The sequence below is a fragment of the Streptomyces sp. NPDC006339 genome (assembly GCF_040612775.1).
In the GTDB taxonomy this organism is placed as follows: Bacteria; Actinomycetota; Actinomycetes; order Streptomycetales; family Streptomycetaceae; genus Streptomyces.
On sequence record NZ_JBEXQW010000066.1, the window covers coordinates 15898 to 40864 of the forward strand.

The following is a 24967-nucleotide window of genomic DNA, read 5'->3' on the forward strand; positions in this document are numbered from 1 at the left end:
AAAGGACTCGCAGCATGACTGACAGCAGCCTGCGGCTGGTCTGGGTCTACCCGGACCTGCTCAGCACCTACGGCGACCAGGGCAACGTCCTCGTCGTCGAGCGCCGCGCCCGCCAGCGCGGTCTCAGCGTCGAGCGCGTCGACGTGCGCAGCGACCAGCCGGTCCCGACCTCCGGCGACATCTATCTGATCGGCGGCGGCGAGGACCGCCCGCAGCGCCTCGCCGCCGAGCGGCTGCTCCGCGACGGCGGCCTGAGCCGGGCCGCCGCCAACGGGGCGATCATCTTCTCGGTGTGCGCCGGCTACCAGATCCTCGGCCACGAGTTCGTCAACGACGTCGGCGAGCGCCAGGCGGGCCTCGGCCTGCTCGACGTGACCACGGTCCGCGGCGAGGGCGCCCGCTGCGTCGGCGACGTGCTCGGCGACATCGACCCGCACCTGGGCCTGCCCCAGCTCACCGGCTTCGAGAACCACCAGGGCGTCACCCACCTCGGCCCGACCGCCCGCCCGTTCGCCCGCACCGTGTTCGGCAACGGCAACGGCACCGGCGACGGCACCGAGGGCGCGTACAACGACACCGTCTTCGGCACGTACATGCACGGCCCGGTCATGGCGCGGAACCCGCAGATCGCGGACCTGCTCCTGAAGCTGGCGCTCGACGTGAACGCGCTGCCGCCGACGGACGACCGCTGGTACGAGGCGCTGCGCGCCGAACGCATCGCGGCGGCCACGCAGCCCGCCTGACGGCCCGTCGCCCCCGGCGTGCGGCCCCTCGCGCCGCACGTCTGAGCGCCTATACGCACAGAGGATGCGTAAGTAAAGACGGTGTCCACTCCTCGGACATCCGGTTCGGCCCCGCCACCCGGCACCGATAGGGTGGCGGGGATCCAGCCGGACGACGTGGTCCGGGAGTCGGCCCACGTTGCAAAGGTTTTTGGGCTATGCGCATTGGTGTGCTCACCTCCGGCGGAGACTGCCCCGGTCTGAACGCCGTCATCCGGTCCGTCGTGCACCGCGCGGTCGTCGACCACGGAGACGAGGTCATCGGCTTCCTCGACGGGTGGAAGGGCCTGCTGGAGGCCGACTACCGCAAGCTGGACCTCGACGCGGTGAACGGCATCCTCGCCCGCGGCGGCACCATCCTCGGCTCCTCCCGGGTGCAGCCCGCCCATCTCGTCGACGGCGTCGAGCGGGCCAGGGGCCATGTCGCCGACCTGGGCCTCGACGCGATCATCCCGATCGGCGGCGAGGGCACCCTCAAGGCCGCGAACCTGCTCTCCGAGGCCGGTCTGCCGATCGTCGGCGTGCCGAAGACCATCGACAACGACATCGCCTCGACCGACGTCACCTTCGGCTTCGACACCGCCGTCACCGTGGCGACCGAGGCCCTGGACCGGCTGAAGACCACCGCCGAGTCCCACCAGCGCGTGCTGATCGTCGAGGTCATGGGCCGGCACACCGGCTGGATCGCGCTGCACTCCGGCATGGCGGCCGGCGCGCACGCGATCGTGGTGCCCGAGCGCCCCTTCGACATCGACGAGCTGACCGCCCGGGTCGGTGCCCGCTTCGAGGACGGCAAGCGCTTCGCGATCGTCGTGGTCGCCGAGGGCGCGAAGCCCCGCGAGGGCTCCTCCATGGACTTCAAGACCGCCGGCAAGGACATCTACGGCCACGAGCGCTTCACCGGTGTGGCCAACCAGCTCTCCGTCGAGCTGGAGCGGCGCCTCGGCAAGGAGGCCCGCCCGGTGATCCTGGGCCATGTGCAGCGCGGCGGCACCCCGACCGCGTACGACCGCGTCCTCGCGACCCGCTTCGGCTGGCACGCGGTGGAGGCGGCGCACCGCGGCGACTTCGGCATGCTGACGGCGCTGCGCGGCACCGACATCGTGCTCGTCCCGCTGGCGAAGGCCGTGGAGACCCTGAAGACGGTCCCGGAGGAGCGCTACACCGAGGCCGAGAACGTGCTCTGACGACTCCCCTGCGTGACACCCGCCCCCGGTCGCCGACGCGACCGGGGGCGGTTCTAGTCTGGTGCGGACAACAAGCGCGAATCGGGCTCCAGGAGTAGACAGATGGATCACAGCGGGCACGGCATGACCATGGATCTGCCGCCGTTCACGCTGGGGCGGGCCCTGGAGTTCTCCCCCGACCTCTTCTTCCTGATCGGGTGCCTGGCCGCGCTCGGTCTGTACGGGTGGGGCGTGGCGCGGCTGCGGGGGCGCGGGGACGCCTGGCCGGTGAGCCGGACGGTGTTCTTCACGGTGGGCGTGCTGACGATCGCCCTGGTGATGTGCACGAAGCTCAACGACTACGGCATGGTCATGTTCAGCGTGCACATGGTGCAGCACATGGTGATCTCCATGCTGTCGCCGATCCTGCTGCTGCTCGGCGCGCCGGTGACGCTCGCGCTGCGGGCGCTGCCGGTGGCCGGCCGGGGGGCGACGGGTCCGCGCGAGCTGCTGCTGAAGCTGCTGCACAGCCGGTACATGCGGATCGTCACGCACCCGGCGTTCACGATCCCGATCTTCATCGCGAGCCTCTACGGGCTGTACTTCACGCCGCTGTTCGACTTCCTGATGGAGTCCAAGCCGGGTCACGTCGGGATGATGGTCCACTTCCTCATGGTGGGTCTGGTCTTCTTCTGGCCGATCATGGGCGTCGACCCGGGTCCGCACCGGCCGGGCTATGTGATGCGGATGCTGGAGCTCTTCGCGGGCATGCCGTTCCACGCCTTCTTCGGGATCGCGCTGATGATGGCGAGCGAGCCGATGGTGCGGGCGTACGCGAACCCGCCGGCCTCGCTCGGCATCGACGCGCTGTCCGACCAGCACGCGGCCGGCGGCATCGCCTGGGCGTTCAGCGAGATCCCGTCGGTGCTGGTGCTGATCGCGCTGGTCTACCAGTGGTACCACTCCGAGCAGCGGCAGGCCGTCCGCAAGGACCGGGCCGCGGACCGGGACGGCGACAAGGAGCTGGAGGCGTACAACGCGTATCTGGCCTCGCTCCAGACGCGCGGCGGCCGGTAAGCGCAGGCGCACGGTCCCAGGGGTGGCGCACGCCCCGGTCCCGGGGTCACGATGGCTTCGAGGAGGGCGGAGCGATGATGTCCGGTCCCACGAAGACGATGGGTGTGATCACCTTCGCCGCCCTGGTGCTGATCACCGCGTACACGGTGGCGCTCGGCAGCAGCGGTTGGCTCTGGTTCGCCTGGATCGTGCTCGGCGTGGCCACGGTGGGCATGGCGGCGGCGGACAGCGGCGAGAGCCGCGCGGGTCCGGTCCGACACGGACGCGCCCGGCCCCAGCCCTGAGGGCCGTCAGGCTCACCGGCCGCCGGTGAGCAGCACCCACACCTGTCCGGGGGCGAAGGTGAGCGGCGCGCCCGACGGGGTGGTGAAGGTGGTGCCCGCGTCGGCGCTCGGCCTGCTCCAGCGGGCCTCGTGGACCCGCCCGTCGCGCAGCACCTCGGCGGTGCCGGAGCCGGTGGTGACGGTGTACGGGGAGACGGCGCCGGTGAAGTCGTGGAAGCGCGATGGCCGTACGGTGACGTGCTGCACCACGACGGTGGCCGGTTTCAGCGGCCCGTCGGAGCGGCCGTCCATCGTCACGTGCCAGGCCCGCTCGGCGGGTGCCCAGGTGAAGGTGTAGCGGGCTGCGGGGAAGCGGACCGTACGGCTGTTGACGGGTGTGCCGCTCTCCGGGGCGGGGCCGAAGCGGAATCCGACGTCCTTGGCGTGGGTGGCGTCGGGCGCGGTGGTGAGTGCCCGCTCGGGCCGCAGATAGAGGTTGTACGGGGCGCTGCGGCCGCGGTCGCGCAGGAAGGCGCCGGGGGTGTCGGCCTCGGTGACCGGGTGCAGCGGGGCGGCCTTGATGAGCGGGGTGAGGGCGCTCTGGGCACCGGAGTAGGCGAGGACCGGGCGGCCGAACTGGCGCAGCAGTTCGAGGTCGGACTCGCGGGCGCTGCGGACCGGCCCGATCCGGTCGGGCAGCCGGGAGGAGTAGACGGCCATGAGGCGGGTCTGGCCGGACTCGACCTGCTCGACGTAGACGAGGTCGGCGGCGGCGAGGCCGGTGTGGGGACGGGCCGGCGGCACGTTGTCGATCTTCACGGCGAGGACCGGGCCCGACCGGGCGGGCCGGCCGGTGAGCGGGGAGATCCCCTCGGTGGTGGCGGGCGCGGGCGTCGGGGCCGGCTGCGAGGGGCCCGGGTCGGCGCAGCCGTACAGACCGGCGGCCGTCACCACGCACAGCAGTGCGGCGGTGGCGACTGCGCCGGGACTCCGGTGCCCGTGCGCTTCTGTCATCGGTCCCGCTCCTCCCCACCAGTGGACCACGGACCCGCCCACGGTTACAAAGGGCTTGCACGGGCTACAAAGGGCTTGCACGGGCCTTTTCGGGCGAGGAACGGGGATTGCCGGTGTTCTACCAGGTCTTGAAGTACGTGCTGCTCGGTCCGCTGCTGAAACTGCTGTTCCGGCCGAGGGTGGAGGGTCTGGAGCATGTTCCCGAGGAGGGCGCGGCCATCGTGGCCGGCAACCATCTGTCGTTCTCCGACCACTTCCTGATGCCGGCGGTGCTGAGCCGGCGGATCACCTTCCTCGCCAAGCAGGAGTACTTCACCGGTCCCGGTCTGAAGGGCCGGCTGACCGCCGCCTTCTTCCGCAGCGCCGGCCAGATCCCGGTGGACCGTTCGGGCAAGGAGGCGGGGCGGGCGGCGATCCGCGAGGGTCTCGGGGTGCTGGCGAAGGGCGAGCTGCTCGGGATCTATCCGGAGGGCACGCGGTCGCACGACGGGCGGCTGTACAAGGGCAAGGTGGGGGTCGCCGTGATGGCGCTGACGGCGGGGGTGCCGGTGATCCCGTGCGCGATGGTGGGGACCTTCGAGATCCAGCCGCCGGGCCGGGTCGTCCCGCGGATCCGGCGGGTCACCATCCGCTTCGGCGCGCCGCTGGACTTCTCGCGCTATGCCGGGATGGAGGGGCAGAAGGAGGCGGTGCGCGCGGTGACCGACGAGATCATGTACAGGATCCTGGAGCTGTCCGGCCAGGAGTACGTGGACGAGTACGCGGCCAAGGTCAAGGAGGCCGAATCGGCGGCCACCCCGCGGAAGTTCCCGGGGCGGGGACGCTGAGGGCGAATCCGCGCAGGGCGAAAGGTCCTGGGCGGGGCGGCCCCCGGCCCGTAGCGTCACCGTCATGACCAAGGGAAACGCGTTCGTGCTGGGAGCGACGGGACAGGTGGGACGGGCGGCCGTGAAGGCGCTCGTCGCGGACGGCTGGGAGGTGACCGCCGCCTCGCGCCGGGGCGGCCGGGACGAACGGTGGCCGGCGGAGGTCCGGTCGGTGGCGGTGGACCGCGGCGAGGAAGGGGCGCTGGCGGCGGCGCTCGGCGGGGGCACGGACGTCCTGGTGGACATCGTGGCCTACGACGCCGGGCACGGGCGGCAGTTGACGGGGCTCGCGGACCGGATCGGTTCGGCCGTGGTGATCTCCAGCGGGGCGGTGTACGCGGACGACCGGGGCCGGAGCTTCGACACTCAGGACGAGCCGGACGGCTTTCCGCGCTATCCGGTGCCGATCCCGGAGGGGCAGCCGACGGTCGCGCCCGGGCAGGACAGTTACAGCACCCGGAAGGTCGCCCTGGAGCGGGAACTCCTGGCGGCGGGCGACAAGCTGCCGACGACCGTGCTGCGGGCGGGTGCCATCCACGGCACGTACTGTCCCGGCCCGCGGGAGCTGTGGTTCGTCAAGCGGGCCCTCGACGGGCGGCCGGTGCGGATCCTCGCGGAGGGCGGCCGTTCCCGTTTCCACCCGGTGCACGTGGACAACCTCGCCGAGCTGACCCGGCTCGCCGCCGCGAAGCCGGGCAGCCGGGTGCTCAACGGCGGTGATCCGACGGCGCCGACGGTCGCGGAGATCGGGGCGGCGATCGACGCCGTGATGGGGGTGGAGAGCGAGACCGTCCTCTTGGAGGGCCCGGCGCGGGGCACGGTGGGCCTGACGCCGTGGACGACCGCGCATCCGGTGGTGTACGACATGGGCGCGGCGGAGCGGGAGTTGGGCTACCGGCCGGTGGTGGGGTACGAGGAGTCGTTGCCGGCGACGGTCGAGTGGCTGGCCGCGCAGGTGGCGGAGCGGGACTGGCGGGACGCCTTCCCGGGCCTGGTGAAGTACGGGGTGGACTTCTTCGACTACGCCGCCGAGGACGCCTGGCTGGCCGCGCGGTGAACGCGCGGGAGGGGCGGACGCCGGTCCGGCGTCCGCCCCTCCCCTGCCGCGGGTGTTACGGCTGGGGCGTGGCGTGCGGGGCGCAGGTGACGTCCCGGGCGTCCAGGGCGCCGGTCAGCAGGTAGGTCTCGACCCTGCCGTTGAGGCAGGGGTTGACCAGGTTGGTGATGCCGTGCGAGCCGGCGTCCTTCTCGGTGATCAGGCGCGAGCCCTTGAACCGCTTGTGCAGTTCGACGGCGCCGGAGTACGGGGTCGCCGCGTCGCGCTCGGCCTGGGTGATGAGCACCGGCGGCAGGCCCTTGCCGGTCCGCACCCGGGTCGGCTCCTGGCGCGGGGTGGACCAGGTGGCGCAGGGCAGGTTCATCCAGGCGTTGGCCCAGGTCATGAACGGGTACCGCTCGTGGAGCCGGGAGTTGTCCCGGTCCCACTTCTTCCACTGGGTGGGCCAGGGCGCGTCGGCGCACTCGACGGCCGTGTAGACGGCGTTGCCGTTCTCCGCCGCGATGTTGCCGGCCGTGTCGGTGAGGTCGGCGGCGGCCGCGTCGATCAGCGGCTGCGGGTCGCCGGCGGCGTAGGCGCTCCACGCCTCGGCGACCGGGACCCACATGGAGTCGTAGTACGGGGCGTTCTGGAAGAAGCCGATGAGCTCGGCCGGGCCGACCTTGCCGCCGAGCGGCTCCTTCTTGGCGGCGGCGCGCAGCGTCTCCCACTGCTGCCGGACCTCGGCGAGGGTGTCGCCGAGGTGGAAGGCGGCGTCGTGCCGGGCGACCCAGGTCATCCAGTCCTCGAGGCGGCCCTCGAAGGCGATGTCCTGGTCGAGGTTGGCCTCGTACCAGATCTTGCGGGTCGAGGGGTTCACGACGCTGTCGAGGACCATGCGGCGGACGTGGGTGGGGAACAGGGTGCCGTAGACGGCGCCCAGGTAGGTGCCGTAGGAGACGCCGACGAAGTTGAGCTTCTTCTCGCCGAGGGCGGCCCGGACGACGTCGAGGTCGCGCGCGGTGTTGCGGGTGTTGATGTGCGGCAGGATGTCGCCGCTCTTCTCGGCGCAGCCCTTGGCGTACGCGGCGGCGTGCCGGCGCTGGGCGAGCTTGTCGGCCTCGCTGTCGGGGACCGGGTCGGGCTTGGGGCCCTTGACGAACTCGGTCGGGTCGACGCAGGAGATGGGGGCCGACTTGCCGACGCCGCGCGGGTCGAAGCCGACGAAGTCGTAGGCCCTGGCGGTGTTCGCCCAGATCTTGTTCTGGGTCGTGACCCGGCGCGGGAAGCGCAGACCGGAGCCGCCGGGTCCGCCCGGGTTGTAGACCAGCGCGCCCTGGCGCTCGGCGGGGGTGCCGGTGGCGGCGATCCGGTCCACGGCGATCTTGATCTTCTTGCCGTGGGGCTTGGCGTAGTCGACCGGGACGGTGACCCAGCCGCACTGGATGGGCTTCTCCAGGCCCCAGTCGGCCGGACAGTCCTTCCAGTCGATGCCGGTGCGGGCCGCCTGCGCGGCGGCGACGGCGACGCCGACGGCCTCCGCGTCGCGCACCTGCCCGCCGCTGTCGGCCTGCGCCGCCGGCGCCGCGAGCGCGCCCGCGACCAGCGCGCCGGCTATCAGAGTGCCGGCCGAACCGAGCACTGCCGTGCCTCTCACGCGTCCTCCCCCTGTGGGTGTCGTTCCGTCCCGGGGATCCTTTCGTCAACGAGCCGTGCGGCGTAAGCCCGTACGGGTGTTTCTTTGCCGAACCCATAACCGGTGACGGAACTCCGCTGAGCGGTTAACGGGCCCGGGGATTCAGGCCGGAGCGAGCATCCGCAGGGCTTCGTCGAGGCGGCGGCGCAGGGTGAGGGCGTCGGGGGCGACGGCGGTGACGAGGGCGGCGGGTCCGGCGAGCGGGGCGAGGACGGCGTGGTCGCCCAGCAACCGCGGTTCGACCGGCCGCTCGGCGAAGTCCGGTCGCACGACGAGGAGTTGGCCGGTGGCGCGGTGGCCGGCGAGGACGGCGGGGCCGTCCCAGCCGGCCGGGGCGGCGGGGCCGTGGCCGAGTTCCTGGTCGAGCAGGGGGCGGCCGGCGCGGCGCACGGTGAGCCGGGTGAGGAGGCTGCCGGGCTCCTCGCCGTGCCGGCCGAGGATCTGTTCCTCGCGGAGCACGAGTCGTGCGCCGGCGGCGAGTTCGACGGTGGTCCGCATCCGCAGCTCGGAGCCGGCGGCGGAGATGAGCTGCTCGGGGAGCCAGCGCAGCTCGGCGTCCTCCCCGACGGTGAGCGCGATGTCGTACGCGGCGGGGGCGCCGCCGCGGCCCGGCAGGGCGACGGTCGCGGCGGCGGAGTCGACCAGGAGCCGCGCCCCGTCCCGTACCTCGGCCGTCAGGGCGAGCCGGTCGCCGCCGAGCGGGGCGCTCATCGCGCCGACGACGGTGACGCGGGTGTACGGGCCGGGGGCGCGGGTGCGGCGCAGGGCGAGCGGTCCGTCGCTCTCCAGGACGGGGAGCGAGCCGTCCACTGCGGCGACGATCCGGGCGGTGGCGGTGAGGGAGCGCGCGGTGAGGCTCATGCGGTCCATTCCGCGAGGCGGGCCCGGACCCAGTCCGCGACGGGCGCGACGCCCTCCTCCGAGCGCAGGGAGGTGAAGGCGACGGGCAGGTCGCCGCGCTGCTCCATCGCGTCGCGGGCCATTCGCTCCAGGTCGGAGCCGACGTGGGGGGCGAGGTCGGTCTTGTTGATCACGAGGAGGTCGGCTGTGGAGACGCCGGGGCCGCCCTTGCGCGGGATGTCGTCGCCGCCGGCGACGTCGATGACGAAGATCTGGGCGTCGACGAGGCCCTTGGAGAAGGTGGCGGTGAGGTTGTCGCCGCCGGACTCGACGAGGATCAGGTCGAGCGGTCCGACCGCCTCCTCCAGGTCCTCGACGGCTTCGAGGTTGGCGGAGATGTCGTCGCGGATGGCGGTGTGCGGGCAGGCGCCGGTCTCGACGGCCTGGATGCGCTCGGGCGGCAGGACGGCCTCGCGGAGCAGGAATTCGGCGTCCTCGCGGGTGTAGATGTCGTTGGTGACGACGGCGAGGGAGAGGGTGTCGCGCAGTTCGCGGCAGAGGGCGGCGACGGTGGCGGTCTTGCCGGAGCCGACGGGGCCGCCGAGGCCGATGCGCAGGGCGCGGCGGCTGCCGTCGGGCCGGTGGGCGTCGGCGGAGACGGCGGAGGCGTGCTCGTGGTCGTGACCGTGGTCGAGGTGCATGAGGGCTCCTTGCGTGCTGTGCGGGCCGGCTCGGCCGGGCTGAGGGCCGGCCGAGCGGGGTCCTGCGATCTTGGGCGGTCTGGGGCGGTCTTGGGCGGCGTTACGAGGCGAAGAGGCGGACGGGCCAGGTCGCGTGCTGTTCGGCGGTGAGGTCGAGCAGGGGGGCCGAGGCGGCGGGCAGGGCGTCCGGGTCGCCGGCGCGGGCCGCGGCCGTGGCCCGGGCCGCGACCTCGTCCATGGCGGGGGCGAGCCGGGCGAGGACGGCGGTGGCCTGGAAGGGGTCCAGGCCGAGCAGGCGCACGGCGGCGGTCGCGGGACCGCTGACCGTCTCGTACGCGACGCAGTGGGCGGCGTCCTCGGGGCCGAGTCCGGCGGCCCGGGCGGCGGCGCCGAGCACGACCGGCTGGTGGGCGCCGCGCGGGAACGCGGCGGCCAGCCGGTCGAGTTCGGGGCTCGGCCAGGCCGCGCGGGCGGCCCGCATCATCTGGCGGCCGAGCCGGCGGGCGGTGGCGCGCAGGGCGGGTGAGGGGGTGCGGGCGTCGGCGGCCTCGTCGAGGGCGTGCGGGTCGGCGCCGAGGGCCGCGGCGGCGGCGAGTCCGGCCGCGGTGAGGCCGGTGGTGTGCAGCCGGCCGCGGCAGAAGGACTCCAGGTCGGCGGCGTCCCTGAGCCGGCCCGCCTTGACGGCGGCCTCGGCGCCGCCCGAGTGGGCGTGCCCGCCGGCGGGGAACCGCCCGTCGGCGAGCACGAGGAGGGCTGAGCGTGTCATCGGGTCGGATCCGGCTCCGGGCTCAGAAGAGGAAGTAGCGCTGGGCCATGGGAAGTTCGGCGGCGGGGGCCGGTTCGACCGGTTCGCCGTCGATGGTCACCGAGAAGGTGTCGGCGTCGACCTCGACCCGGGGCAGGGCGTCGTTCTCCCGCATGTCGGCCTTGGTGATCCGCCGGGTGGAGCCGATGGGGGTGAACTCCTTGTGCAGGCCGAGCCGGCGTGGCAGGTCGTCCGCGATCGCCGCGCGGGCGACGAAGTTGACGGAGCCGGCCGCCGCGGCCCGCCCGAGGGCGCCGAACATCGGCCGGGGCAGGACCGGTTGGGGGGTGGGGATGGAGGCGTTGGCGTCGCCCATCTGCGCGTACGCGATCTGGCCGCCCTTGAGGACGACGAGCGGCTTGACGCCGAAGAAGGCCGGCTCCCACAGCACCAGGTCGGCGAGCTTGCCGGGTTCGACGGAGCCGATGAGGTGGTCCATGCCCTGGGCGACGGCCGGGTTGATCGTGTATTTGGCGACATAGCGCCGGGCCCGGTGGTTGTCGGCGGCCCCGTCGCCGGGCAGGGCGCCGCGCCGCTTCTTCATGACGTGGGCGGTCTGCCAGGTCCGCATGATCACCTCGCCGACGCGTCCCATGGCCTGGGAGTCGGAGGAGATGATCGAGATGGCGCCGAGGTCGTGCAGGACGTCCTCGGCGGCGATCGTGGAGGGGCGGATCCGGGACTCGGCGAAGGCGAGGTCCTCGGGGACGGCCGGGTTGAGGTGGTGGCAGACCATCAGCATGTCGAGGTGTTCCTCGATGGTGTTGACGGTGTGCGGCCGGGTGGGGTTGGTCGAGCTGGGCAGGACGTGCGGCTCGGAGACGACGGTGATGATGTCGGGCGCGTGCCCGCCGCCCGCGCCCTCGGTGTGGTACGCGTGGATGGTGCGGCCGGCGATGGCGGCGAGGGTGTCGCCGACGAAACCGGCCTCGTTCAGGGTGTCGGTGTGGATGGCGAGCTGGGCGCCGGTCTCCTCGCAGACGTCCAGGCAGGCGTCGATGACGGCGGGGGTGGCGCCCCAGTCCTCGTGGATCTTGAATCCGAGCGCGCCGCCGCGGAGTTGGGAGTGCATGGCCTCCCGGGACATGGTGTTGCCCTTGCCGAGCAGACCGATGTTGACGGGGAAGGTGTCCAGGGCCTCGAACATCCGGGCCATGTGCCAGGGGCCGGGGGTGATGGTGGTCGCCTTGGTGCCCTCGGCGGGGCCGGTGCCGCCGCCGACGAGGGTGGTGACGCCGGTGGCGAGCGCCTGTTCGACGACGGTCGGCGAGATGAAGTGGATGTGGGTGTCGACGGCTCCGGCGGTGAGGATGCGGCCGTTGCCGACGATGACCTCGGTCTCGGGGCCGATGACGAGGTCCGGGTGGACGCCGTCCATGGTGTCGGGGTTGCCCGCCTTGCCGAGGGCGGTGATCCGGCCGTCGCGGATGCCGATGTCGGCCTTGACGATCCCCCAGTGGTCGATGACCACCGCCCCGGTGATGACGGTGTCCGGGGCGCCTTCGGCGCGGGTGGTGCGGGACTGGCCCATGGACTCGCGGATGACCTTGCCGCCGCCGAACACGGCCTCCTCGCCCGCGCGGCCGGGGCCGCCGGAGCGGTCCTCCTCGATCTCGACCAGCAGATCGGTGTCGGCGAGCCGGACGCGGTCTCCGGTGGTGGGGCCGAACAGGTCGGCGTAGACGGCGCGGTGCAGCTCAGGCACGGTCGCCTCCGTTCGGGCCGGTGGCGGGGTCCAGGGCTCCGGCGGTCTCGCCGCGCAGGCCGGGGACGATCCGGCGGCCCGCGATCGGGACGAGCTCGACCTCGACGGGGACGCCGGGTTCGAAGCGTACGGCGGTGCCGGCGGCGATGCTCAGGCGCAGACCGCGGGCGGCGGCGCGGTCGAAGTCCAGGCCGGGGTTGGCCTCGGCGAAGTGGTAGTGGGAGCCGACCTGGACGGGCCGGTCGGCGGCGTTGAGGACGGTGAGGCGGGAGACGGGGCGGCCCTCGTTGAGGACGACCGGACCGTCACCGTAAAGGATCTCTCCGGGGATCACGGGTGCCGGTCCGCCTTCACACGATCGGGTCATGGACGGTGACGAGCTTGGTGCCGTCGGGGAAGGTCGCCTCGACCTGGACGTCGTGGATCATCTCCGGAATGCCGTCCATGACCTCGTCGCGGCTGAGCACCTTGCGGCCGGACGCCATGAGTTCGGCGACGGTGCGGCCGTCCCGGGCGCCCTCCAGGACGTGGGAGGTGATGAGGGCGACGGCCTCGGGGTGGTTGAGCCTCACCCCGCGCGCCCTGCGCTTCTCCGCCACGTCCGCCGCGACATGAATGAGCAGGCGTTCCTGCTCGTGGGGGCTGAGTTGCACGCTTCCACCTCACTGTCGTCCGCCGGGCGTCACACTCCCGGACAGCAGCGGACCTTAGCGATCTTCGACGCGGGGTCGCGTCGGCGAAGGGGCTGCCGCGTCAGACATTGCACGTTAGGGCGGAAGTTTTTCCGGCTCGTTAACTGGGGCTTTGCGTCCGCATGGACATGAGCCCGCGCACGCCCCCCTCCAGGATCTCCACGCTCATGTCGCCGAAGAGCGCCTGCTGGGCGATGCAGCCCTGGGCGATGGCGATGAGGATCCTGACCATGTGGTCGGCGGAGACGTCGGCCGGCAGCAGCCCGTTCTCCTGGTAGGCGGCGACGAGCCCGGCCCAGACCTCGCGCATGCCGTGGAAACCGGCCGCCAGGGTCGCGGCGAGCCGTTCGTCGCGCAGCGTCTCGCTCCACACCTGGAGGATCAGGCGCGGGAACGCCTGCCGGTCGGCGCCCGGGATCCGCTCCTCCAGGAAGAGCCGGAGCACCGCGCCGAGCAGCACGTCGGGGGTGGGCGGCGGGGTGGCCCGGGACGCCTCCTCGAAGGCGCCGCGGACTCCGGCGAACGCCTCCTCCGCGATGGCGGCGATCAGTTCGTCCTTGCCGCGGAAATAGCGGTAGACGGCGCCGGCCGAGAGGCCCACCTCGGTGAGGACGTCCTGCATGGACGTCGCGTGGAAGCCGTTGCGGGCGAAGCAGCGGGCGGCGCCGTCGAGGATCTGGCGGCGGCGGGCGTCGAGGTGTTCCTGGGAGACACGGGCCATGACAACAAACGTAAAACGAATATTCATTCTTGACAAGCGCGACCCTCCGCAGGACAGTGGCCACAGACGCAAAACGAACGATCCTTCTCTTTGAATCGCCTCCCGAATCGAGCTGGAGCCATGCCTGCCACAGCCACGCGCAAGACCGTCGCGGTGATGCTGCTGATCCCCGCCGTCGTCGCCTTCGCCCTCTGGGCCTTCGCCTGGCCGGCCGCCCGGACCGCCCCGCGCGACCTGCCGATCGGACTCGCCGGACCCGCCACCGCCACCGCACCCCTGGAGCAGCGGCTCGGCGCACGCGGGGACGCGTTCGAGGTGCACCGTTACGCGGACGAGGCCGCCGCCCGGGCCGCGATCGAGGACCGGGCGGTGTACGGCGCCATCGTCGTCACGCCGCGGGGCCCCCGACTCCTCACCGCCTCCGCCGCGAGCCCGGTCGTCGCCGGACTGCTGCGCGAGGCCGTCACCGGGCAACTGCCGCCCGGCACCGCACTCGAGGTCACCGACGTCGTGCCCGCCCCCGCCGCCGATCCGCGCGGCTCCGTCCTCGCGGCGGGGCTGCTGCCGCTCGCCATGGCCGGAGCCGCCTCCGGCATCGTCACCACCGTGCTCGGACTGCGCGGGGCCCGGGCCGCCCTGGCCCTCACCGGCGCCGCCGCCCTGGCGGGTCTGACCGGAGCCGCCCTCGCGGACAGTTGGCTCGGCGCGTTCGCCGGGTCCTGGTGGGCCGAGGCGGGCGTGCTCGCCCTGACCATGCTGGCCGTCGGCGCGACCCTCGCGGGACTCGCCGCGCTGATCGGCAGGGCGGGGCTCGGCCTCGGAGCCGTCCTGATGATCCTGCTCGGCAACCCCTTCTCCGGAGTGGCCGGCGCCCCCGAGCTGCTGCCCGCCCCGGTCGGCACGCTCGGCCGACTGCTCCCGCCGGGCGCGGCCGGCACGGCCCTGCGCTCGGTCGCCCACTTCGACGGGGCGGGCGCGGGAACGGCCCTGCTCGTCCTCGCGGTGTGGGCCGCGGCCGGCCTGACGGCCGTCCTGGTGGGCGCGCGGCGTGCGGCCGCCCGTGCCACCGTGACGGCCGCGTCGGCGCCCGTGCCGCAGCCGGCCGCCTGAGCCTCACCCCCGTTCCGCGCGAAGCCGTGTGCCTCCGTCCCACCGGACGGAGGCACACGGCTTTCCGCGCCTGGGGTTTCTACACGGGGTCGGGTTTCTAGGTGTCGGGGGGTTTCTACGCGTCGGGGGCGCCGGGGTCGCGGTGGTGCGCCGCGATACCGAAGCGGCGCTGTTCACCCGGAGCGGACGCGATGCTCCGGACGGTGGAGACCGAGCTGATCACCTGCTCCTCGGCCCGCTCCTCGGCCTGCGCCTCGGCCGCCTCGAGTCGTGCCAGGTCAGCGGCGGAGACCAGCGCGACAAGAGGCTTTCCGTGCCGTGTGACGACCACGCGCTCGTCGCCGTAGACGACGCGGTTGATCAGATCCGCGAGCTCTGCGCGCGCTTGCGTCACCGGAATCTCATAGGCCATGCTCCTCATCTTACGGGCTGTACGTCCTGTACATTTTTTACAGAAGGAGGAGCGTCATGCGCGGCACCATGCGATATGTCCTTCCGGAGTTCACCGAGCGCACGAGCCTCGGGACCCGCACCCTCGACCCGTACGCGAAGCTGCTGGAGGAGCGGATCGTCTTCCTGGGCACACCGATCGACGAGACCGCGGCCAACGACGTGATCGCCCAGTTCCTGCACCTCGACCACGCCGCCCCCTTCAGCGTCATCAGCCTCTACGTCAACTCCCCCGGCGGCTCGATCAGCGCCATGACCTCGGTGTACGACACGATCAGCACCGTCTCCTGCGAGGTGGAGACCATCTGCCTCGGCCAGGCCGTGGGGCCCGCCGCGGTACTGCTCGCCGCCGGCACGCCCGGCCGGCGGCTCACCCTGCCTGGCGCCCGGATCGTGCTTCAGCAGCCCACGCTCGACGAGCCGTTGCGGGGGCAGCCCAGCGATCTCGACATCCACGCACGGGAATTGCTGCGACAGCGCGCCCTGGTCGCCGGGCTGCTCGCGGAGCACACCGGCAAGGACCGCGAGCGGGTCGACGCCGACCTCGACCGGACCACCGTCCTCGACGCGGCGGGCGCGCTCGCCTACGGCCTGGTGGACCACGTGGTCGAGAGCCGCCGCGGGCCCGCCGTCGCCGGGAAGGAGTGAGCCCGCCATGCTGCCGGAACTGCCGCCGCTGCCCGCACTGACCCGCGCCGAGGGCGAGTTCGTCGACGCGTATCTCGAAGTCGTCGACCTGCTGGGCCGGATCAATCCATCCAAGGTCTCGCATACCTATGGGGCGCTGCGGGCGGCGCAGGCCCTGGTCGGGCGGGCGGCGGCGCTCCGTGACGCGCTGACGGTCATGCATATGCGGGGCGAGACCGACGTGCACACCGGCACGTTGGCGCGTGCGCTGCGGACGTTGGACGGAGAGCGGCGGTCGGGGCGCGTCACCGTCCCCGGCGAGCAGGCGAGTTGACAGGGCCGCGTGTCGTGTCGAGGTCCACTCGGGGCACACGGGGCGCGGAATCGCTCCCTCGTTCGGCGTAGTCGATGTATCGACATAGGGCTCAGGTGAGTTGCGCAACGGGTGTACACATCTGGCGGAATGGGGTGCTCCACCCCTGGTGACAGGCTCGTCGAGCAAACATCGATGATCGCGAAACCTGACTGTCCACCCGTTTGGTTCAGTCGTGAGGAGCCTCACATATCGCCGTTTCAGCTCGGATTTGGGCCAGGGTGTGGGTCAAGATCCCTGTCGACGACAAGCCCCCGCCACCCGAGGCGGGGCGGTCCGGGCGGACGCCGAGTCCTGCCGCTGTCCCGGACGTCTGGTCGACAGGAGTGGATCGGCAGGAGTGGAGGACCCGAGCAACACGGGACGTCTCGCGCAGTGAGGGACGTTCCTCGGGGTGAAGCCGCAGCCGCGGCCGGGCATCTTCGCCTGCCCGAACCCGACAGGTCATCCTTCACAGGCGGCTGACGAAGGGTTGCGCATGACTGCGCAGATTCATGTCCCGTCCCTGCTGTCCCGGGCCGGAGCCGTCTCGGCTCTCACCCTCGCCGCCGTCGGCGGCACGCTGCTCGCCCCAGGAGCGGCGCCGGAGGCCCAGGCCGCGACCTCACACGCCAACAAGGCGCTGAGCATCGCCGCCTCGAAGAAGGGATCGCCCTACAAGTACGGAGCCACGGGTCCCAGCCGGTTCGACTGCTCGGGCCTGACCCTCTACTCGTACAAGAAGGCGGGCAAGACGCTGCCCCGCACCGCGCAGCAGCAGTACAACAAGACCCGGCACATCTCCGCGTCCAGCCGGCAGAAGGGGGATCTGGTCTTCTTCCACTCCGGTGGAAGGGTGTACCACGTCGGCATCTACGCGGGTAACAACAAGATCTGGCACTCGCCCAAGCAGGGCTCGTGGGTGAAGCTCGACCGGATCTGGTCGTCGAAGGTCCTCTACGGCCGGGTCCGCTGACGTCAGCCGGGAACCGCCGCCGGCCAGGGCAGGTCGATCCACACGGTCTTCCCGCCCTCGGCCGTCGGCGTCACCGACAGCCGGCCGCCCGCCTCGGCGGTCAGGGAACGGATGATGACCATGCCGCGGCCGTTGTCCTGCTGGACCGCCGCCGGGAGGCGCCGGGGCCAGCGCGGATGGCTGTCGGTGACGCCGATGTGCAGCAGCTCGTCCCGCTCCAGGCGGATGTCGACCGTGAAGGTGGGCGACTGCCCGAAGGTGTGCTGCACGGCGTTGGTCGCCAGCTCCGAGACGATCAGCCGGACGGCGTCCGCGGTGTCGGAGCCGCTCTCCAGTCCCCAGGAGGAGAGGACCTCGGCAACATACCTCCGGGCGGCCGAGACCGCGGCGGGGTCGCTCGGCAGCGTGAGGGTTGCTTCCAGGTGGTCTGCCATGGCGCCGCTGTCCCTTTCCCGCCGGGCCGGGCCCGGATTGCGCTTCGCGTCGGAGTGCAACCGATCGTGCCGCCCCGGACGTCCTTCCACCGGGATATACGGATTTCGTCGCCCGAAGCAGTGAACCGTTCGACGGACGAGCGGATCGCTGCCGGTCGGTACCGGGGTCGCGCCGGGTCGGTGCCGGAGTCGCGCCAGGTCGGAGGCGAGTCGGCGCCGGGGGTCGCGCCAGGTCGGAAGCGAGTCGGTGCCGGGGCGGTGTCAGGGCGCGCCGGGTCGGTGTCGCGCCGGTGGCGGCCGGGGCCGGCGGCGGGCCGACCGGAGGGGGCACGGTCCGACGGGCCACGCCTGTAAGGCCGTTGAGCGGGCACACGGACCGTATGACCGTTCCCAAGACGACCGTCCTCGTCCTCGACAGCAGCGATCCCGAACCCCTCGCCCACTTCTACGCCACCCTGCTCGGCGCCACCGTCGAACCGGCCGACGGCGACCCCGACCTGCTCCTGCTCCAGTCCCCCACCGGCCCCGCCCTCGGCATCCGCCGCGACCCCGGCCAGGCACCGCCGAGCTGGCCGCGCCCGGAGGACTCCCAGCAGGCCCATCTGCACATCCTGGTCGCCGCCGACGCACTCGACGAGGCCGAGCGTGAGGCGATCTCCCTGGGCGCCCGCCCGGTCGCCGCCGAACGCAACGGCACCCGGCTGGACCGGCGCACCGACGTGCGCCGCTACACGGACCCGGCCGGCCACGCCTTCGTGCTGGCCCCGTCACGGGACGCCGAACGGCGCGTTTCACCTTGATCCGGTGGGGCAGCCGCGTACAGACCCGCCCCTCGACCCCACAGCCAGGAGGGTGATCATGAGCCACCACGAGCGCCGACGCACGCTGCCCGCCGACCGGCCGCCCCGGACCACCCCGTCGGACGCCGTCGGCGAGAGCGGCGACGCCGAGGCCCGCCGGGAGGCCGAGGAGGCCGTACGAGGCCGCCTCGGCGACGCGGCGCCCGACGACCACGGCATGGAGGCCAAGCGCCAGACCCCGGGCCTCGGCCGCGAGGAACAGCGCCGTCCGCACGGACGCAGGGGCGAGGCCGGAGAGGGCCCCGACCGCTCCGGCGAAGGACGCGGTCCCGCCGACACGGACCGCGACCACTGACGGCCGGACCACGGCGGGCCGCGGCGCCCCGGCTCGTTCCGGGCCGTCGCCGCGGCACCGGTGTCCTCGCCGGCCCCGGTCTCCCCGGGCCGCGGGCCCGTCTCAGGCCGAGACGGGCGTCCGGGTCAGGGCCGTACGCAGCGCGAAGACACCGAGCAGTCCGCCGGCCGCGAAGCGCTGAGCGGTCATCACGCGGGGCCGGGCCGCCAGGTACCCCGACACCCGTGCGGCGCCCAGCATGATCAGACCGTTCACCGTGACCCCCACGACGATCTGCACCGCGCCGAGCTGAAGCAGTTGCGACCAGGCCGGGCCCGCCTGCGGGTCCATGAACTGGGGCAGCAGAGCGGCGTACATGAGGGCGATCTTGGGGTTGAGCAGGTTGGTCAGGAGCCCCATCGAGAAGAGGCGCGCGTCGGAGACCGGAGGCAGGTCCCCGGCCGGAGCGAAGGGCGAGCGGCCGCCCGGCCTGAGCATGTCCCAGGCCAGGTAGGCCAGATACGCGGCCCCGGCGAGCTTGACCACCGTGAAGGCCAGCGGCACGGCGGCGAACAGCGCGGACAGTCCCGCGGCCGCGGCCAGCAGATAGCAGACGAAGCCCACGGCGGTCCCGCTCAGGCTGACCAGGCCCGCCCTGCGGCCCTGCGTGATGGCGCGGGAGGCGAGATGGATCATGTTCGGTCCCGGAGTCAGGGCCATGCCCAGTTCGACCAGGGCCACTCCCCCCATCGCGGCCAGGCTGATCACGGGACGACTCCGATCGTCGGCCGGGTGTCCAAAACCCCGGCGTGGGCGGCGCCCGGCGGCGCCGGACGGCTGCGACGCCTCGGCAGGGCCGGCGTCGCCCGCCTCAGAATACGGCCCTGTGCCTCCGGACCCTCCGTGCACCCCGCCCCCGGCCGGCCGACGCTCCGCTAGGAGACGAAGCCGATGACACCGAAGCCGGGGCGCGCCGCCGCGTGGCGGAGCCAGCCGGTGACGTCCATGACCGCCTCGACCACCTCGGGGTCCAGCGGCGGGGCGTGACCGTCCCGCTTGGTCTGCTCGAACTGCTCCAGCGCCGCCAGGCACTGCTCGTGCGTCCACTCGCCGCAGTTCGGCAGGTCGTAGGTGGGTATCGGGGCCGGCATGTCGTCGCCGTAACCGAAGTCGGTCATCGAGACCGCGGTGATGCGCAGGGCCTTCAGGCCCTCGTCGACGACCGCCAGCCAGTCGCCGCGGAACGGCGAGAAGCTGGAGTTGTCCAGGAAGGACCCCGTCAGGGAGCACAGGCGCTTGTAGGCGTAGCCGTACTGGAACGAGTACTGCCTCTTGCCGTCGAAGGGGCCGCCGGCCACCACGGCGCGCAGCGCCTCGGAGGCGGTGGGAGCGCCGTCGGCGATCTCGGACGAGAACCAGTCGTCGTCGCGGGCGAGATCGTCGGCGAAGCGGTCGTGGATGATCTGGAGCAACTGCTCGTCGCGCGAGCCGACGAGGGCGTGCGTGGCCTTGATGTCGAGCAGGTAGGGGCTCAGCGAAAGACTCATGTGTTCACCGTAGCCAGCGGCACTGACAGTGGGTCAGGCTCCCTGGGGCGCGGTCCGCACGATCGTCTCGACGGCCCGCTCGATCTGCGCGTCGTCGAGGTCCGCGCGGGCGGTCAGGCGGAGCCGGGAGATGCCGTCCGGGACGGACGGCGGCCGGAAGCAGCCGACGGCGAGGCCGCGTTCGCGGCAGTCGGCGGCCCACCGCAGGGCCTCGCCCGGACCCGGCGCGCGGACCGAGACCACGGCCGCGTCGGGGAGGACGGCGGTGAGTCCGGCCTCGGTGAGCAGCCGGTGGAGGGTCGTGGCGACCGTACGGGCGCGGGCGGCGAGGCCCGGTTCGGCGGCGATCAGACGCAGGCTCGCGAGGGCGCCGGCCGTGGCGGCGGGGGCGAGCCCGGTGTCGAAGATGAAGGTGCGGGCGGCGTTGACCAGGTGTTCGATCACCCGGGCCGGTCCGAGGACGGCGCCGCCCTGGCTGCCGAGCGACTTGGAGAGCGTCAGGGTCGCGACGACGTCGGGGTCGCCGGCGAGGCCCGCCGCGTGGAGGGCGCCGCGCCCGCCGTCGCCCAGGACGCCGAAGCCGTGGGCGTCGTCGACGACCAGGCCCGCGCCGTGGCTCCGGCACGCCTCCGCCAGGGCGGTGAGCGGGGCCTTGTCGCCGTCCACGGAGAAGACGGAGTCGCTGACCACCAGGGCGCGGCGGTCGGGATGGGCGCCGAGGGTCTTCGCGACGGCCTCGGGGGCGGCGTGCGGGACGACGGCCGTCTCGGCGCGCGCGAGCCGGCAGCCGTCGACGAGGGAGGCGTGGTTGCCCGCGTCGGACACGATCAGGCCGTCCCGCGCGGAGAGGGCGGTGAGCGCGGCCAGGTTCGCCGTGTAGCCGGAGGAGAAGACGAGCGCCGCTTCGAAGCCGCAGAACGCGGCCAGTTCCTGTTCGAGGCGGGCGTGCAGCCGCGTCGATCCGGTGACGAGCCGCGATCCGGTGGAGCCCGCGCCCCAGCGGCGGGCCGCCTCGGCCGCGGCCTCGGTGACCTCCGGGCGCCGGGTGAGGCCGAGGTAGTCGTTGCTCGCGAGGTCCAGGAGGTCGGACTCGGCGGCCCGGGGGCGCAGCGTCCGCACCAGGCCGGCCTCCGCGCGCTGCCGTGCGGCGGCCTCGGTCCAGTCGAACGCGGCCCGGCGGGGGTCCGTCCCCGCCACGGCGTCCAGCGGGTCCTTGGCGTACGGCGGCATGGCGCATCCTTTTGTAGGCAGCGCACAGACCCTAACGGTCCGGGGCCGACGTCAGGGTGTGGCCATACACACACTTCAAACCGCTCTGTTTGTTCTTCTCTTCCTTGGCCCGGGGGTCTGCCGTAGGTAAGGATCAGCCCTTATGGACCTGCTGAACACGCTGGTGGAGAAGGGGCTGCGGCGCGAGCTGCCGACCCGTGAAGAAGCGCTCGCCGTGCTGGCGACATCCGACGACGACCTGCTCGATGTGGTGGCCGCGGCCGGCAAGGTGCGGCGCCAGTGGTTCGGGCGTCGGGTGAAGCTCAACTATCTCGTCAACCTGAAGTCGGGACTGTGTCCCGAGGACTGCTCGTACTGTTCCCAGCGGCTCGGCTCGACCGCCGGGATCCTCAAGTACACGTGGCTGAAGCCCGACGAGGCGTCGGCCGCCGCGGCCGCCGGTGTCGCGGGCGGCGCCAAGCGGGTCTGTCTGGTGGCCAGCGGTCGCGGTCCGACGGACCGGGACGTCGAGCGGGTCGGCAAGACCATCGAGGCCATCAAGGAGCAGAACGAGGGCGTGGAGGTCTGCGCCTGCCTCGGGCTGCTGTCCGACGGCCAGGCGGAGCGGCTGAAGGAGGCCGGCGCCGACGCGTACAACCACAACCTCAACACGTCCGAGGGGACGTACGGGGAGATCACGACCACCCACACCTACGCGGACCGCGTGGACACCGTGCAGAAGGCGCACGCGGCCGGGCTCTCGGCCTGCTCGGGCCTGATCGCGGGCATGGGCGAGACCGACGAGGACCTGGTCGACGTCGTCTTCGCGCTGCGGGAGCTGGACTCGGACTCGGTGCCGGTCAACTTCCTCATCCCCTTCGAGGGCACCCCGCTCGGCAAGGAGTGGAACCTCACGCCGCAGCGCTGTCTGCGGATCCTCGCGATGGTGCGGTTCGTCTGCCCCGACGTCGAGGTGCGGATCGCGGGCGGGCGCGAGGTGCACCTGCGCACGATGCAGCCGCTGGCGCTGCACATCGCCAACTCGATCTTCCTCGGCGACTACCTCACCAGCGAGGGCCAGGCCGGCAAGGCCGACCTGGAGATGATCGCCGACGCCGGCTTCGAGGTGGAGGGCGCCGGTACGACGACCCTGCCGCAGCACCGGGTGGACGCCCTGGCGGCGGCCGCCGCGGGCGGTGGCGGCTGCGGCTCGCAGGCGTCGGCGGGCGGCGGCTGCGGTGCGCACGCGGAGGAGGGCGGCGGCTGCGGCCCGTGCGGCGGCCACGCCCAGGCCCCGGCGGCGGCCTCCGTGCCGTCCGCCTCGGAGGCCAGGACGGACCTCGTGGCGGTGCGCCGTCGCGGTGCCGGTACGGACCTCGCCCCGAACGCGTAACGGTGACCATGCGCAACGACGAACTGCTCGCCCTGGACCGGGCGCACGTCTGGCATCCGTACGGCCCCATGCCCGGCCGTACGGAACCGCTGGTCGTCGCGTCCGCGTCCGGGGTGCGGCTCCGGCTCGCCGAACCGGCCGAGGGTCAGGGCGAGTTGATCGACGGCATGTCCTCCTGGTGGTCGGCGATCCACGGCTACAACCACCCGGTGCTCAACGAGGCCGCGCGGGGTCAGCTCGACCGGATGAGCCACGTCATGTTCGGCGGGCTCACGCACGAGCCGGCCGTCCGGCTCGCCGCGCGGCTCGTGGAGATCACGCCCGAGCCGCTGCGCCATGTCTTCCTCAGCGACTCGGGGTCGGTCGCGGTCGAGGTCGCCGCGAAGATGTGCCTGCAGTACTGGCGCTCGGTCGGCCGGGCCGGCAAGCGGCGGCTGCTGACCTGGCGCGGCGGCTATCACGGCGACACCTGGCAGCCGATGTCGGTGTGCGATCCCGAGGGGGGCATGCACGAGCTGTGGTCGGGCGTGCTCCAGCGGCAGGTCTTCGTGCCGCCGCCGCCCGCCGCGTACGAGGAGTCGTACGCGGAGCTGCTGCGCGAGGAGATCGGGCGGTACGCGAACGAGCTCGCGGCGGTCATCGTCGAGCCGGTCGTGCAGGGCGCGGGCGGGATGCGCTTCCACGACCCCGCGTATCTGCGGGTGCTCCGGGAGGCGTGCGACGCGCACGACGTGCTGCTGATCTTCGACGAGATCGCGACCGGGTTCGGCCGCACGGGCGCGCTCTTCGCCGCGGACCACGCGGGCGTCTCGCCCGACGTCATGTGCGTGGGCAAGGCGCTGACCGGCGGTTATCTGTCCATGGCCGCGACGCTGTGCTCCTCGCGGGTGGCGGAGGGCATCTCGCGCGGCGAGGTGCCCGTCCTCGCGCACGGACCGACCTTCATGGGCAACCCGCTCGCCTCGGCCGTCGCGCTCGCCTCGATCGACCTGCTGCTCTCCCAGGACTGGCAGGTCGAGGTCAAGCGCATCGAGTCGGGCCTGCGGGAGGGCCTGACGGACGCCGCCGGGATCCCGGGCGTCCGGGACGTCCGTGTGCTCGGCGCGATCGGCGTCGTCCAGCTCGACCACGAGGTCGACATGGCGGCGGCGACCCGCGCGGCCGTGCGGGCGGGCGTGTGGCTGCGGCCGTTCCGCGACCTGATCTACACGATGCCGCCGTTCGTGACGGGCGACGCGGATGTGGCCCGCATCTGTACGGCGGTCCGCGCCGCGGCGCGGGCGGGCTGAGGGTCCGCCGCCCCACCGCCCCCCGGCCTCACCGCCGTACTCCCCCGGCCCCGTCGCCCGCGGCCCGGCACTCACCTGAAGAAAGGCACCCCAGCATGACCGTCATCGTCGTCAGCGGCACCGGCACCGAGATCGGCAAGACCGTGGTCACCGCCGCCGTCGCCGCCGTCGCCACCGCCGCCGGCCGTTCCGTCGCCGTCCTGAAGCCGGCACAGACGGGGGTGGGGCCGGGCGAGACGGGTGACGCCGACGAGGTGGTGCGGCTCTCCGGCGCCGTGACCGGGGCCGAACTGGCCCGGTTCCCCGAGCCGTTGGCGCCGGGGACCGCCGCCCGTCGGGCCGGGCTCGCGCCGGTCGGGCCCGCGGAGGTCGCGGAGGCGGCGCGGAAGCTGGCCGCCGAGCACGACCTGGTGCTCGTGGAGGGGGCCGGCGGGCTGCTCGTGCGGTTCGACGAGGAGGGCGGGACGCTCGCGGACGCGGCCCGGCTGCTCGGCGCGCCGGTGCTCGTGGTGGTGCCGGCCGGGCTCGGCACGCTGAACTCGACCGCTCTGACCGCGGAGGCGCTGCGGGCGCGCGGCATCGAGCAGGCGGGCGTGGTGATCGGCAGTTGGCCCGCCGCGCCCGACCTGGCCATGCGCTGCAACCTGGCCGACCTGCCGGAGTCGGCGGGCGCCCCGCTGCTCGGCGCGGTGCCCGAGGGCGCCGGCGCGCTGGACACCGAGGCGTTCCGGGCGGCGGCGCCGAGCTGGCTGGCGCCGGCGCTCGGCGGCGGCTGGGACCCGGCGGAGTTCGCGGCGAGGTTCCCGGCGGCGTTCGCCCCGGAGTCCGCCCCGGAGTCCGCCTCGGAGTCCGCCTCGGCGGCCGGGGCCTGACGCCGGGGCAGGTCGCCCGACGCGACGGCCGGGCCCCGGCTTCGTACGCTGAACCGTATGCGTACACGGGTACAGGAGATCGTTTTCGACTGCGCCGATCCGGCCGCGCTCGCGCGGTTCTGGGCGGCGCTCCTCGGCGGGGCTCCGGTCGACCGGGTCGTCACCGGGAACAAGGACGGGGTCGCCCGGGCCGCGCGGCTCGTCGCCGAC

Annotated in this window: 30 protein-coding genes and 1 riboswitch; of the genes, 16 read left to right on the top strand and 14 right to left on the bottom strand. The window is 73.1% G+C overall.

Features of this window, described 5'->3' with window-relative positions; translation table 11 throughout:
- Positions 1 to 14 precede the first annotated feature (14 nt).
- The 4 genes from ABZ135_RS34820 to ABZ135_RS34835 all read left to right on the top strand — a co-directional run bounded on the left by ABZ135_RS34820 (position 15) and on the right by ABZ135_RS34835 (position 3309).
- Positions 15 to 743: a glutamine amidotransferase gene (locus ABZ135_RS34820; protein ID WP_356701705.1), complete on the top strand. Its 729-nt coding sequence runs from the start codon at positions 15 to 17 to the stop codon at positions 741 to 743.
- Between the two features lie 197 nt (positions 744 to 940).
- Positions 941 to 1969 carry a 6-phosphofructokinase gene (locus ABZ135_RS34825; protein ID WP_356701707.1) on the top strand — a complete coding sequence of 343 codons (1029 nt, stop codon included), beginning with the start codon at positions 941 to 943 and terminating at the stop codon, positions 1967 to 1969.
- Positions 1970 to 2071: 102 nt separating this feature from the next.
- Complete coding sequence (locus ABZ135_RS34830; RefSeq protein WP_356701709.1) at positions 2072 to 3025, top strand: cytochrome c oxidase assembly protein; 954 nt, start codon at positions 2072 to 2074, stop codon at positions 3023 to 3025.
- Between the two features lie 77 nt (positions 3026 to 3102).
- A complete protein-coding gene (locus tag ABZ135_RS34835) occupies positions 3103 to 3309 on the top strand; it encodes a hypothetical protein (protein WP_356701760.1) in 207 nt (68 codons plus the stop codon).
- Positions 3310 to 3321: 12 nt separating this feature from the next.
- On the opposite strand, the gene ABZ135_RS34840 is transcribed toward ABZ135_RS34835, so the two are convergent.
- Entirely contained in the window at positions 3322 to 4302 is a 981-nt protein-coding gene (locus ABZ135_RS34840) for a DUF3048 domain-containing protein (protein WP_356701711.1), read from the bottom strand.
- Between the two features lie 113 nt (positions 4303 to 4415).
- Between ABZ135_RS34840 and ABZ135_RS34845 the strand changes: the two genes are divergently transcribed.
- Positions 4416 to 5129 (top strand): lysophospholipid acyltransferase family protein, encoded by a 714-nt coding sequence (locus ABZ135_RS34845; RefSeq protein WP_356701713.1) that lies wholly within the window; start codon positions 4416 to 4418, stop codon positions 5127 to 5129.
- A gap of 64 nt (positions 5130 to 5193) precedes the next feature.
- On the top strand, positions 5194 to 6225 hold the full coding sequence (locus tag ABZ135_RS34850; RefSeq protein ID WP_356701714.1) for an NAD-dependent epimerase/dehydratase family protein: 1032 nt from the start codon (positions 5194 to 5196) through the stop codon (positions 6223 to 6225).
- Positions 6226 to 6280: 55 nt separating this feature from the next.
- Here the strand turns inward: ABZ135_RS34850 and ABZ135_RS34855 are convergent, their stop codons facing one another.
- From ABZ135_RS34855 to ABZ135_RS34890, 8 genes are all read right to left on the bottom strand, one after another.
- Positions 6281 to 7861, bottom strand: coding sequence for an alpha/beta hydrolase (locus ABZ135_RS34855; RefSeq protein WP_356701716.1), 1581 nt, complete (start codon positions 7859 to 7861; stop codon positions 6281 to 6283).
- Positions 7862 to 8002: 141 nt separating this feature from the next.
- Positions 8003 to 8770 carry an urease accessory protein UreD gene (locus ABZ135_RS34860; RefSeq protein ID WP_356701718.1) on the bottom strand — a complete coding sequence of 256 codons (768 nt, stop codon included), beginning with the start codon at positions 8768 to 8770 and terminating at the stop codon, positions 8003 to 8005.
- A complete protein-coding gene (gene ureG, locus ABZ135_RS34865) occupies positions 8758 to 9441 on the bottom strand; it encodes an urease accessory protein UreG (RefSeq protein WP_356701719.1) in 684 nt (227 codons plus the stop codon). Before ureG ends, ABZ135_RS34860 begins: the two co-directional genes overlap by 13 nt.
- Positions 9442 to 9541: 100 nt before the next feature.
- The gene (locus tag ABZ135_RS34870; protein ID WP_356701721.1) at positions 9542 to 10207 is read right to left on the bottom strand and encodes an urease accessory UreF family protein; all 666 of its coding nucleotides are present in this window, start codon (positions 10205 to 10207) and stop codon (positions 9542 to 9544) included.
- 22 nt (positions 10208 to 10229) lie between these two features.
- The gene (locus ABZ135_RS34875; protein ID WP_356701724.1) at positions 10230 to 11951 is read right to left on the bottom strand and encodes an urease subunit alpha; all 1722 of its coding nucleotides are present in this window, start codon (positions 11949 to 11951) and stop codon (positions 10230 to 10232) included.
- Positions 11944 to 12285 (bottom strand): urease subunit beta, encoded by a 342-nt coding sequence (locus ABZ135_RS34880; protein ID WP_356701726.1) that lies wholly within the window; start codon positions 12283 to 12285, stop codon positions 11944 to 11946. The genes ABZ135_RS34875 and ABZ135_RS34880 overlap by 8 nt, the downstream gene beginning before the upstream one ends.
- A 16-nt stretch (positions 12286 to 12301) precedes the next feature.
- Positions 12302 to 12604 (bottom strand): urease subunit gamma, encoded by a 303-nt coding sequence (locus ABZ135_RS34885; protein ID WP_356701728.1) that lies wholly within the window; start codon positions 12602 to 12604, stop codon positions 12302 to 12304.
- A gap of 139 nt (positions 12605 to 12743) precedes the next feature.
- Positions 12744 to 13364: a helix-turn-helix domain-containing protein gene (locus ABZ135_RS34890; RefSeq protein WP_356701730.1), complete on the bottom strand. Its 621-nt coding sequence runs from the start codon at positions 13362 to 13364 to the stop codon at positions 12744 to 12746.
- Positions 13365 to 13484: 120 nt separating this feature from the next.
- Here ABZ135_RS34890 and ABZ135_RS34895 point away from each other — a divergent pair, with 120 nt between their 5' ends.
- Positions 13485 to 14474, top strand: coding sequence for an ABC transporter permease (locus tag ABZ135_RS34895; RefSeq protein ID WP_356701732.1), 990 nt, complete (start codon positions 13485 to 13487; stop codon positions 14472 to 14474).
- Between the two features lie 115 nt (positions 14475 to 14589).
- Here the strand turns inward: ABZ135_RS34895 and ABZ135_RS34900 are convergent, their stop codons facing one another.
- A complete protein-coding gene (locus ABZ135_RS34900) occupies positions 14590 to 14886 on the bottom strand; it encodes a type II toxin-antitoxin system prevent-host-death family antitoxin (protein WP_356701734.1) in 297 nt (98 codons plus the stop codon).
- A gap of 56 nt (positions 14887 to 14942) precedes the next feature.
- Between ABZ135_RS34900 and ABZ135_RS34905 the strand changes: the two genes are divergently transcribed.
- The 3 genes from ABZ135_RS34905 to ABZ135_RS34915 all read left to right on the top strand — a co-directional run bounded on the left by ABZ135_RS34905 (position 14943) and on the right by ABZ135_RS34915 (position 16879).
- A complete protein-coding gene (locus tag ABZ135_RS34905; RefSeq protein WP_356701736.1) occupies positions 14943 to 15572 on the top strand; it encodes an ATP-dependent Clp protease proteolytic subunit in 630 nt (209 codons plus the stop codon).
- A gap of 7 nt (positions 15573 to 15579) precedes the next feature.
- A complete protein-coding gene (locus ABZ135_RS34910; protein WP_356701737.1) occupies positions 15580 to 15885 on the top strand; it encodes a hypothetical protein in 306 nt (101 codons plus the stop codon).
- 314 nt (positions 15886 to 16199) lie between these two features.
- Positions 16200 to 16399: riboswitch (cyclic di-AMP (ydaO/yuaA leader) on the top strand.
- Between the two features lie 3 nt (positions 16400 to 16402).
- Positions 16403 to 16879: a C40 family peptidase gene (locus tag ABZ135_RS34915; RefSeq protein ID WP_356701739.1), complete on the top strand. Its 477-nt coding sequence runs from the start codon at positions 16403 to 16405 to the stop codon at positions 16877 to 16879.
- A gap of 2 nt (positions 16880 to 16881) precedes the next feature.
- Here the strand turns inward: ABZ135_RS34915 and ABZ135_RS34920 are convergent, their stop codons facing one another.
- Positions 16882 to 17313: an ATP-binding protein gene (locus tag ABZ135_RS34920; protein WP_356701742.1), complete on the bottom strand. Its 432-nt coding sequence runs from the start codon at positions 17311 to 17313 to the stop codon at positions 16882 to 16884.
- A gap of 380 nt (positions 17314 to 17693) precedes the next feature.
- On the opposite strand from ABZ135_RS34920, the gene ABZ135_RS34925 reads away from it, so the two are divergent.
- A complete protein-coding gene (locus ABZ135_RS34925) occupies positions 17694 to 18113 on the top strand; it encodes a VOC family protein (protein WP_356701744.1) in 420 nt (139 codons plus the stop codon).
- 58 nt (positions 18114 to 18171) lie between these two features.
- Positions 18172 to 18468 (top strand): hypothetical protein, encoded by a 297-nt coding sequence (locus ABZ135_RS34930; protein WP_356701746.1) that lies wholly within the window; start codon positions 18172 to 18174, stop codon positions 18466 to 18468.
- Between the two features lie 102 nt (positions 18469 to 18570).
- On the opposite strand, the gene ABZ135_RS34935 is transcribed toward ABZ135_RS34930, so the two are convergent.
- The 3 genes from ABZ135_RS34935 to ABZ135_RS34945 form a co-directional block, all read right to left on the bottom strand.
- Entirely contained in the window at positions 18571 to 19215 is a 645-nt protein-coding gene (locus ABZ135_RS34935; RefSeq protein WP_356701748.1) for a LysE family translocator, read from the bottom strand.
- Positions 19216 to 19382: 167 nt separating this feature from the next.
- Complete coding sequence (locus tag ABZ135_RS34940; RefSeq protein ID WP_356701750.1) at positions 19383 to 19994, bottom strand: hypothetical protein; 612 nt, start codon at positions 19992 to 19994, stop codon at positions 19383 to 19385.
- 33 nt (positions 19995 to 20027) lie between these two features.
- Positions 20028 to 21224, bottom strand: coding sequence for an 8-amino-7-oxononanoate synthase (locus tag ABZ135_RS34945; protein WP_356701752.1), 1197 nt, complete (start codon positions 21222 to 21224; stop codon positions 20028 to 20030).
- Positions 21225 to 21366: 142 nt separating this feature from the next.
- On the opposite strand from ABZ135_RS34945, the gene bioB reads away from it, so the two are divergent.
- The 4 genes from bioB to ABZ135_RS34965 form a co-directional block, all read left to right on the top strand.
- Positions 21367 to 22596 carry a biotin synthase BioB gene (bioB, locus tag ABZ135_RS34950; protein ID WP_356701753.1) on the top strand — a complete coding sequence of 410 codons (1230 nt, stop codon included), beginning with the start codon at positions 21367 to 21369 and terminating at the stop codon, positions 22594 to 22596.
- A gap of 8 nt (positions 22597 to 22604) precedes the next feature.
- Complete coding sequence (locus ABZ135_RS34955) at positions 22605 to 23885, top strand: adenosylmethionine--8-amino-7-oxononanoate transaminase (protein ID WP_356701755.1); 1281 nt, start codon at positions 22605 to 22607, stop codon at positions 23883 to 23885.
- A gap of 95 nt (positions 23886 to 23980) precedes the next feature.
- Positions 23981 to 24757: a dethiobiotin synthase gene (gene bioD / locus ABZ135_RS34960; RefSeq protein WP_356701756.1), complete on the top strand. Its 777-nt coding sequence runs from the start codon at positions 23981 to 23983 to the stop codon at positions 24755 to 24757.
- A 57-nt stretch (positions 24758 to 24814) separates the two neighbouring features.
- On the top strand, positions 24815 to 24967 hold a 153-nt coding region (locus tag ABZ135_RS34965), incomplete at its 3' end, for a VOC family protein (RefSeq protein WP_356701758.1).

What these genes read in the sequence shown, in the direction of transcription:
- ABZ135_RS34820 (WP_356701705.1), top strand. Translation starts at nt 15, where the DNA reads ATGACTGACAGCAGCCTGCGGCTGGTCTGGGTCTACCCGGACCTGCTC.
- ABZ135_RS34825 (WP_356701707.1), top strand. Translation starts at nt 941, where the DNA reads ATGCGCATTGGTGTGCTCACCTCCGGCGGAGACTGCCCCGGTCTGAAC.
- ABZ135_RS34830 (WP_356701709.1), top strand. Translation starts at nt 2,072, where the DNA reads ATGGATCACAGCGGGCACGGCATGACCATGGATCTGCCGCCGTTCACG.
- ABZ135_RS34835 (WP_356701760.1), top strand. Translation starts at nt 3,103, where the DNA reads ATGTCCGGTCCCACGAAGACGATGGGTGTGATCACCTTCGCCGCCCTG.
- ABZ135_RS34840 (WP_356701711.1), bottom strand. Translation starts at nt 4,302, where the DNA reads ATGACAGAAGCGCACGGGCACCGGAGTCCCGGCGCAGTCGCCACCGCC.
- ABZ135_RS34850 (WP_356701714.1), top strand. Translation starts at nt 5,194, where the DNA reads ATGACCAAGGGAAACGCGTTCGTGCTGGGAGCGACGGGACAGGTGGGA.
- ABZ135_RS34860 (WP_356701718.1), bottom strand. Translation starts at nt 8,770, where the DNA reads ATGGACCGCATGAGCCTCACCGCGCGCTCCCTCACCGCCACCGCCCGG.
- ureG (WP_356701719.1), bottom strand. Translation starts at nt 9,441, where the DNA reads ATGCACCTCGACCACGGTCACGACCACGAGCACGCCTCCGCCGTCTCC.
- ABZ135_RS34870 (WP_356701721.1), bottom strand. Translation starts at nt 10,207, where the DNA reads ATGACACGCTCAGCCCTCCTCGTGCTCGCCGACGGGCGGTTCCCCGCC.
- ABZ135_RS34890 (WP_356701730.1), bottom strand. Translation starts at nt 13,364, where the DNA reads ATGGCCCGTGTCTCCCAGGAACACCTCGACGCCCGCCGCCGCCAGATC.
- ABZ135_RS34895 (WP_356701732.1), top strand. Translation starts at nt 13,485, where the DNA reads ATGCCTGCCACAGCCACGCGCAAGACCGTCGCGGTGATGCTGCTGATC.
- ABZ135_RS34900 (WP_356701734.1), bottom strand. Translation starts at nt 14,886, where the DNA reads ATGGCCTATGAGATTCCGGTGACGCAAGCGCGCGCAGAGCTCGCGGAT.
- ABZ135_RS34905 (WP_356701736.1), top strand. Translation starts at nt 14,943, where the DNA reads ATGCGCGGCACCATGCGATATGTCCTTCCGGAGTTCACCGAGCGCACG.
- ABZ135_RS34910 (WP_356701737.1), top strand. Translation starts at nt 15,580, where the DNA reads ATGCTGCCGGAACTGCCGCCGCTGCCCGCACTGACCCGCGCCGAGGGC.
- ABZ135_RS34915 (WP_356701739.1), top strand. Translation starts at nt 16,403, where the DNA reads ATGACTGCGCAGATTCATGTCCCGTCCCTGCTGTCCCGGGCCGGAGCC.
- ABZ135_RS34920 (WP_356701742.1), bottom strand. Translation starts at nt 17,313, where the DNA reads ATGGCAGACCACCTGGAAGCAACCCTCACGCTGCCGAGCGACCCCGCC.
- ABZ135_RS34925 (WP_356701744.1), top strand. Translation starts at nt 17,694, where the DNA reads ATGACCGTTCCCAAGACGACCGTCCTCGTCCTCGACAGCAGCGATCCC.
- ABZ135_RS34930 (WP_356701746.1), top strand. Translation starts at nt 18,172, where the DNA reads ATGAGCCACCACGAGCGCCGACGCACGCTGCCCGCCGACCGGCCGCCC.
- ABZ135_RS34940 (WP_356701750.1), bottom strand. Translation starts at nt 19,994, where the DNA reads ATGAGTCTTTCGCTGAGCCCCTACCTGCTCGACATCAAGGCCACGCAC.
- ABZ135_RS34945 (WP_356701752.1), bottom strand. Translation starts at nt 21,224, where the DNA reads ATGCCGCCGTACGCCAAGGACCCGCTGGACGCCGTGGCGGGGACGGAC.
- bioB (WP_356701753.1), top strand. Translation starts at nt 21,367, where the DNA reads ATGGACCTGCTGAACACGCTGGTGGAGAAGGGGCTGCGGCGCGAGCTG.
- ABZ135_RS34955 (WP_356701755.1), top strand. Translation starts at nt 22,605, where the DNA reads ATGCGCAACGACGAACTGCTCGCCCTGGACCGGGCGCACGTCTGGCAT.
- bioD (WP_356701756.1), top strand. Translation starts at nt 23,981, where the DNA reads ATGACCGTCATCGTCGTCAGCGGCACCGGCACCGAGATCGGCAAGACC.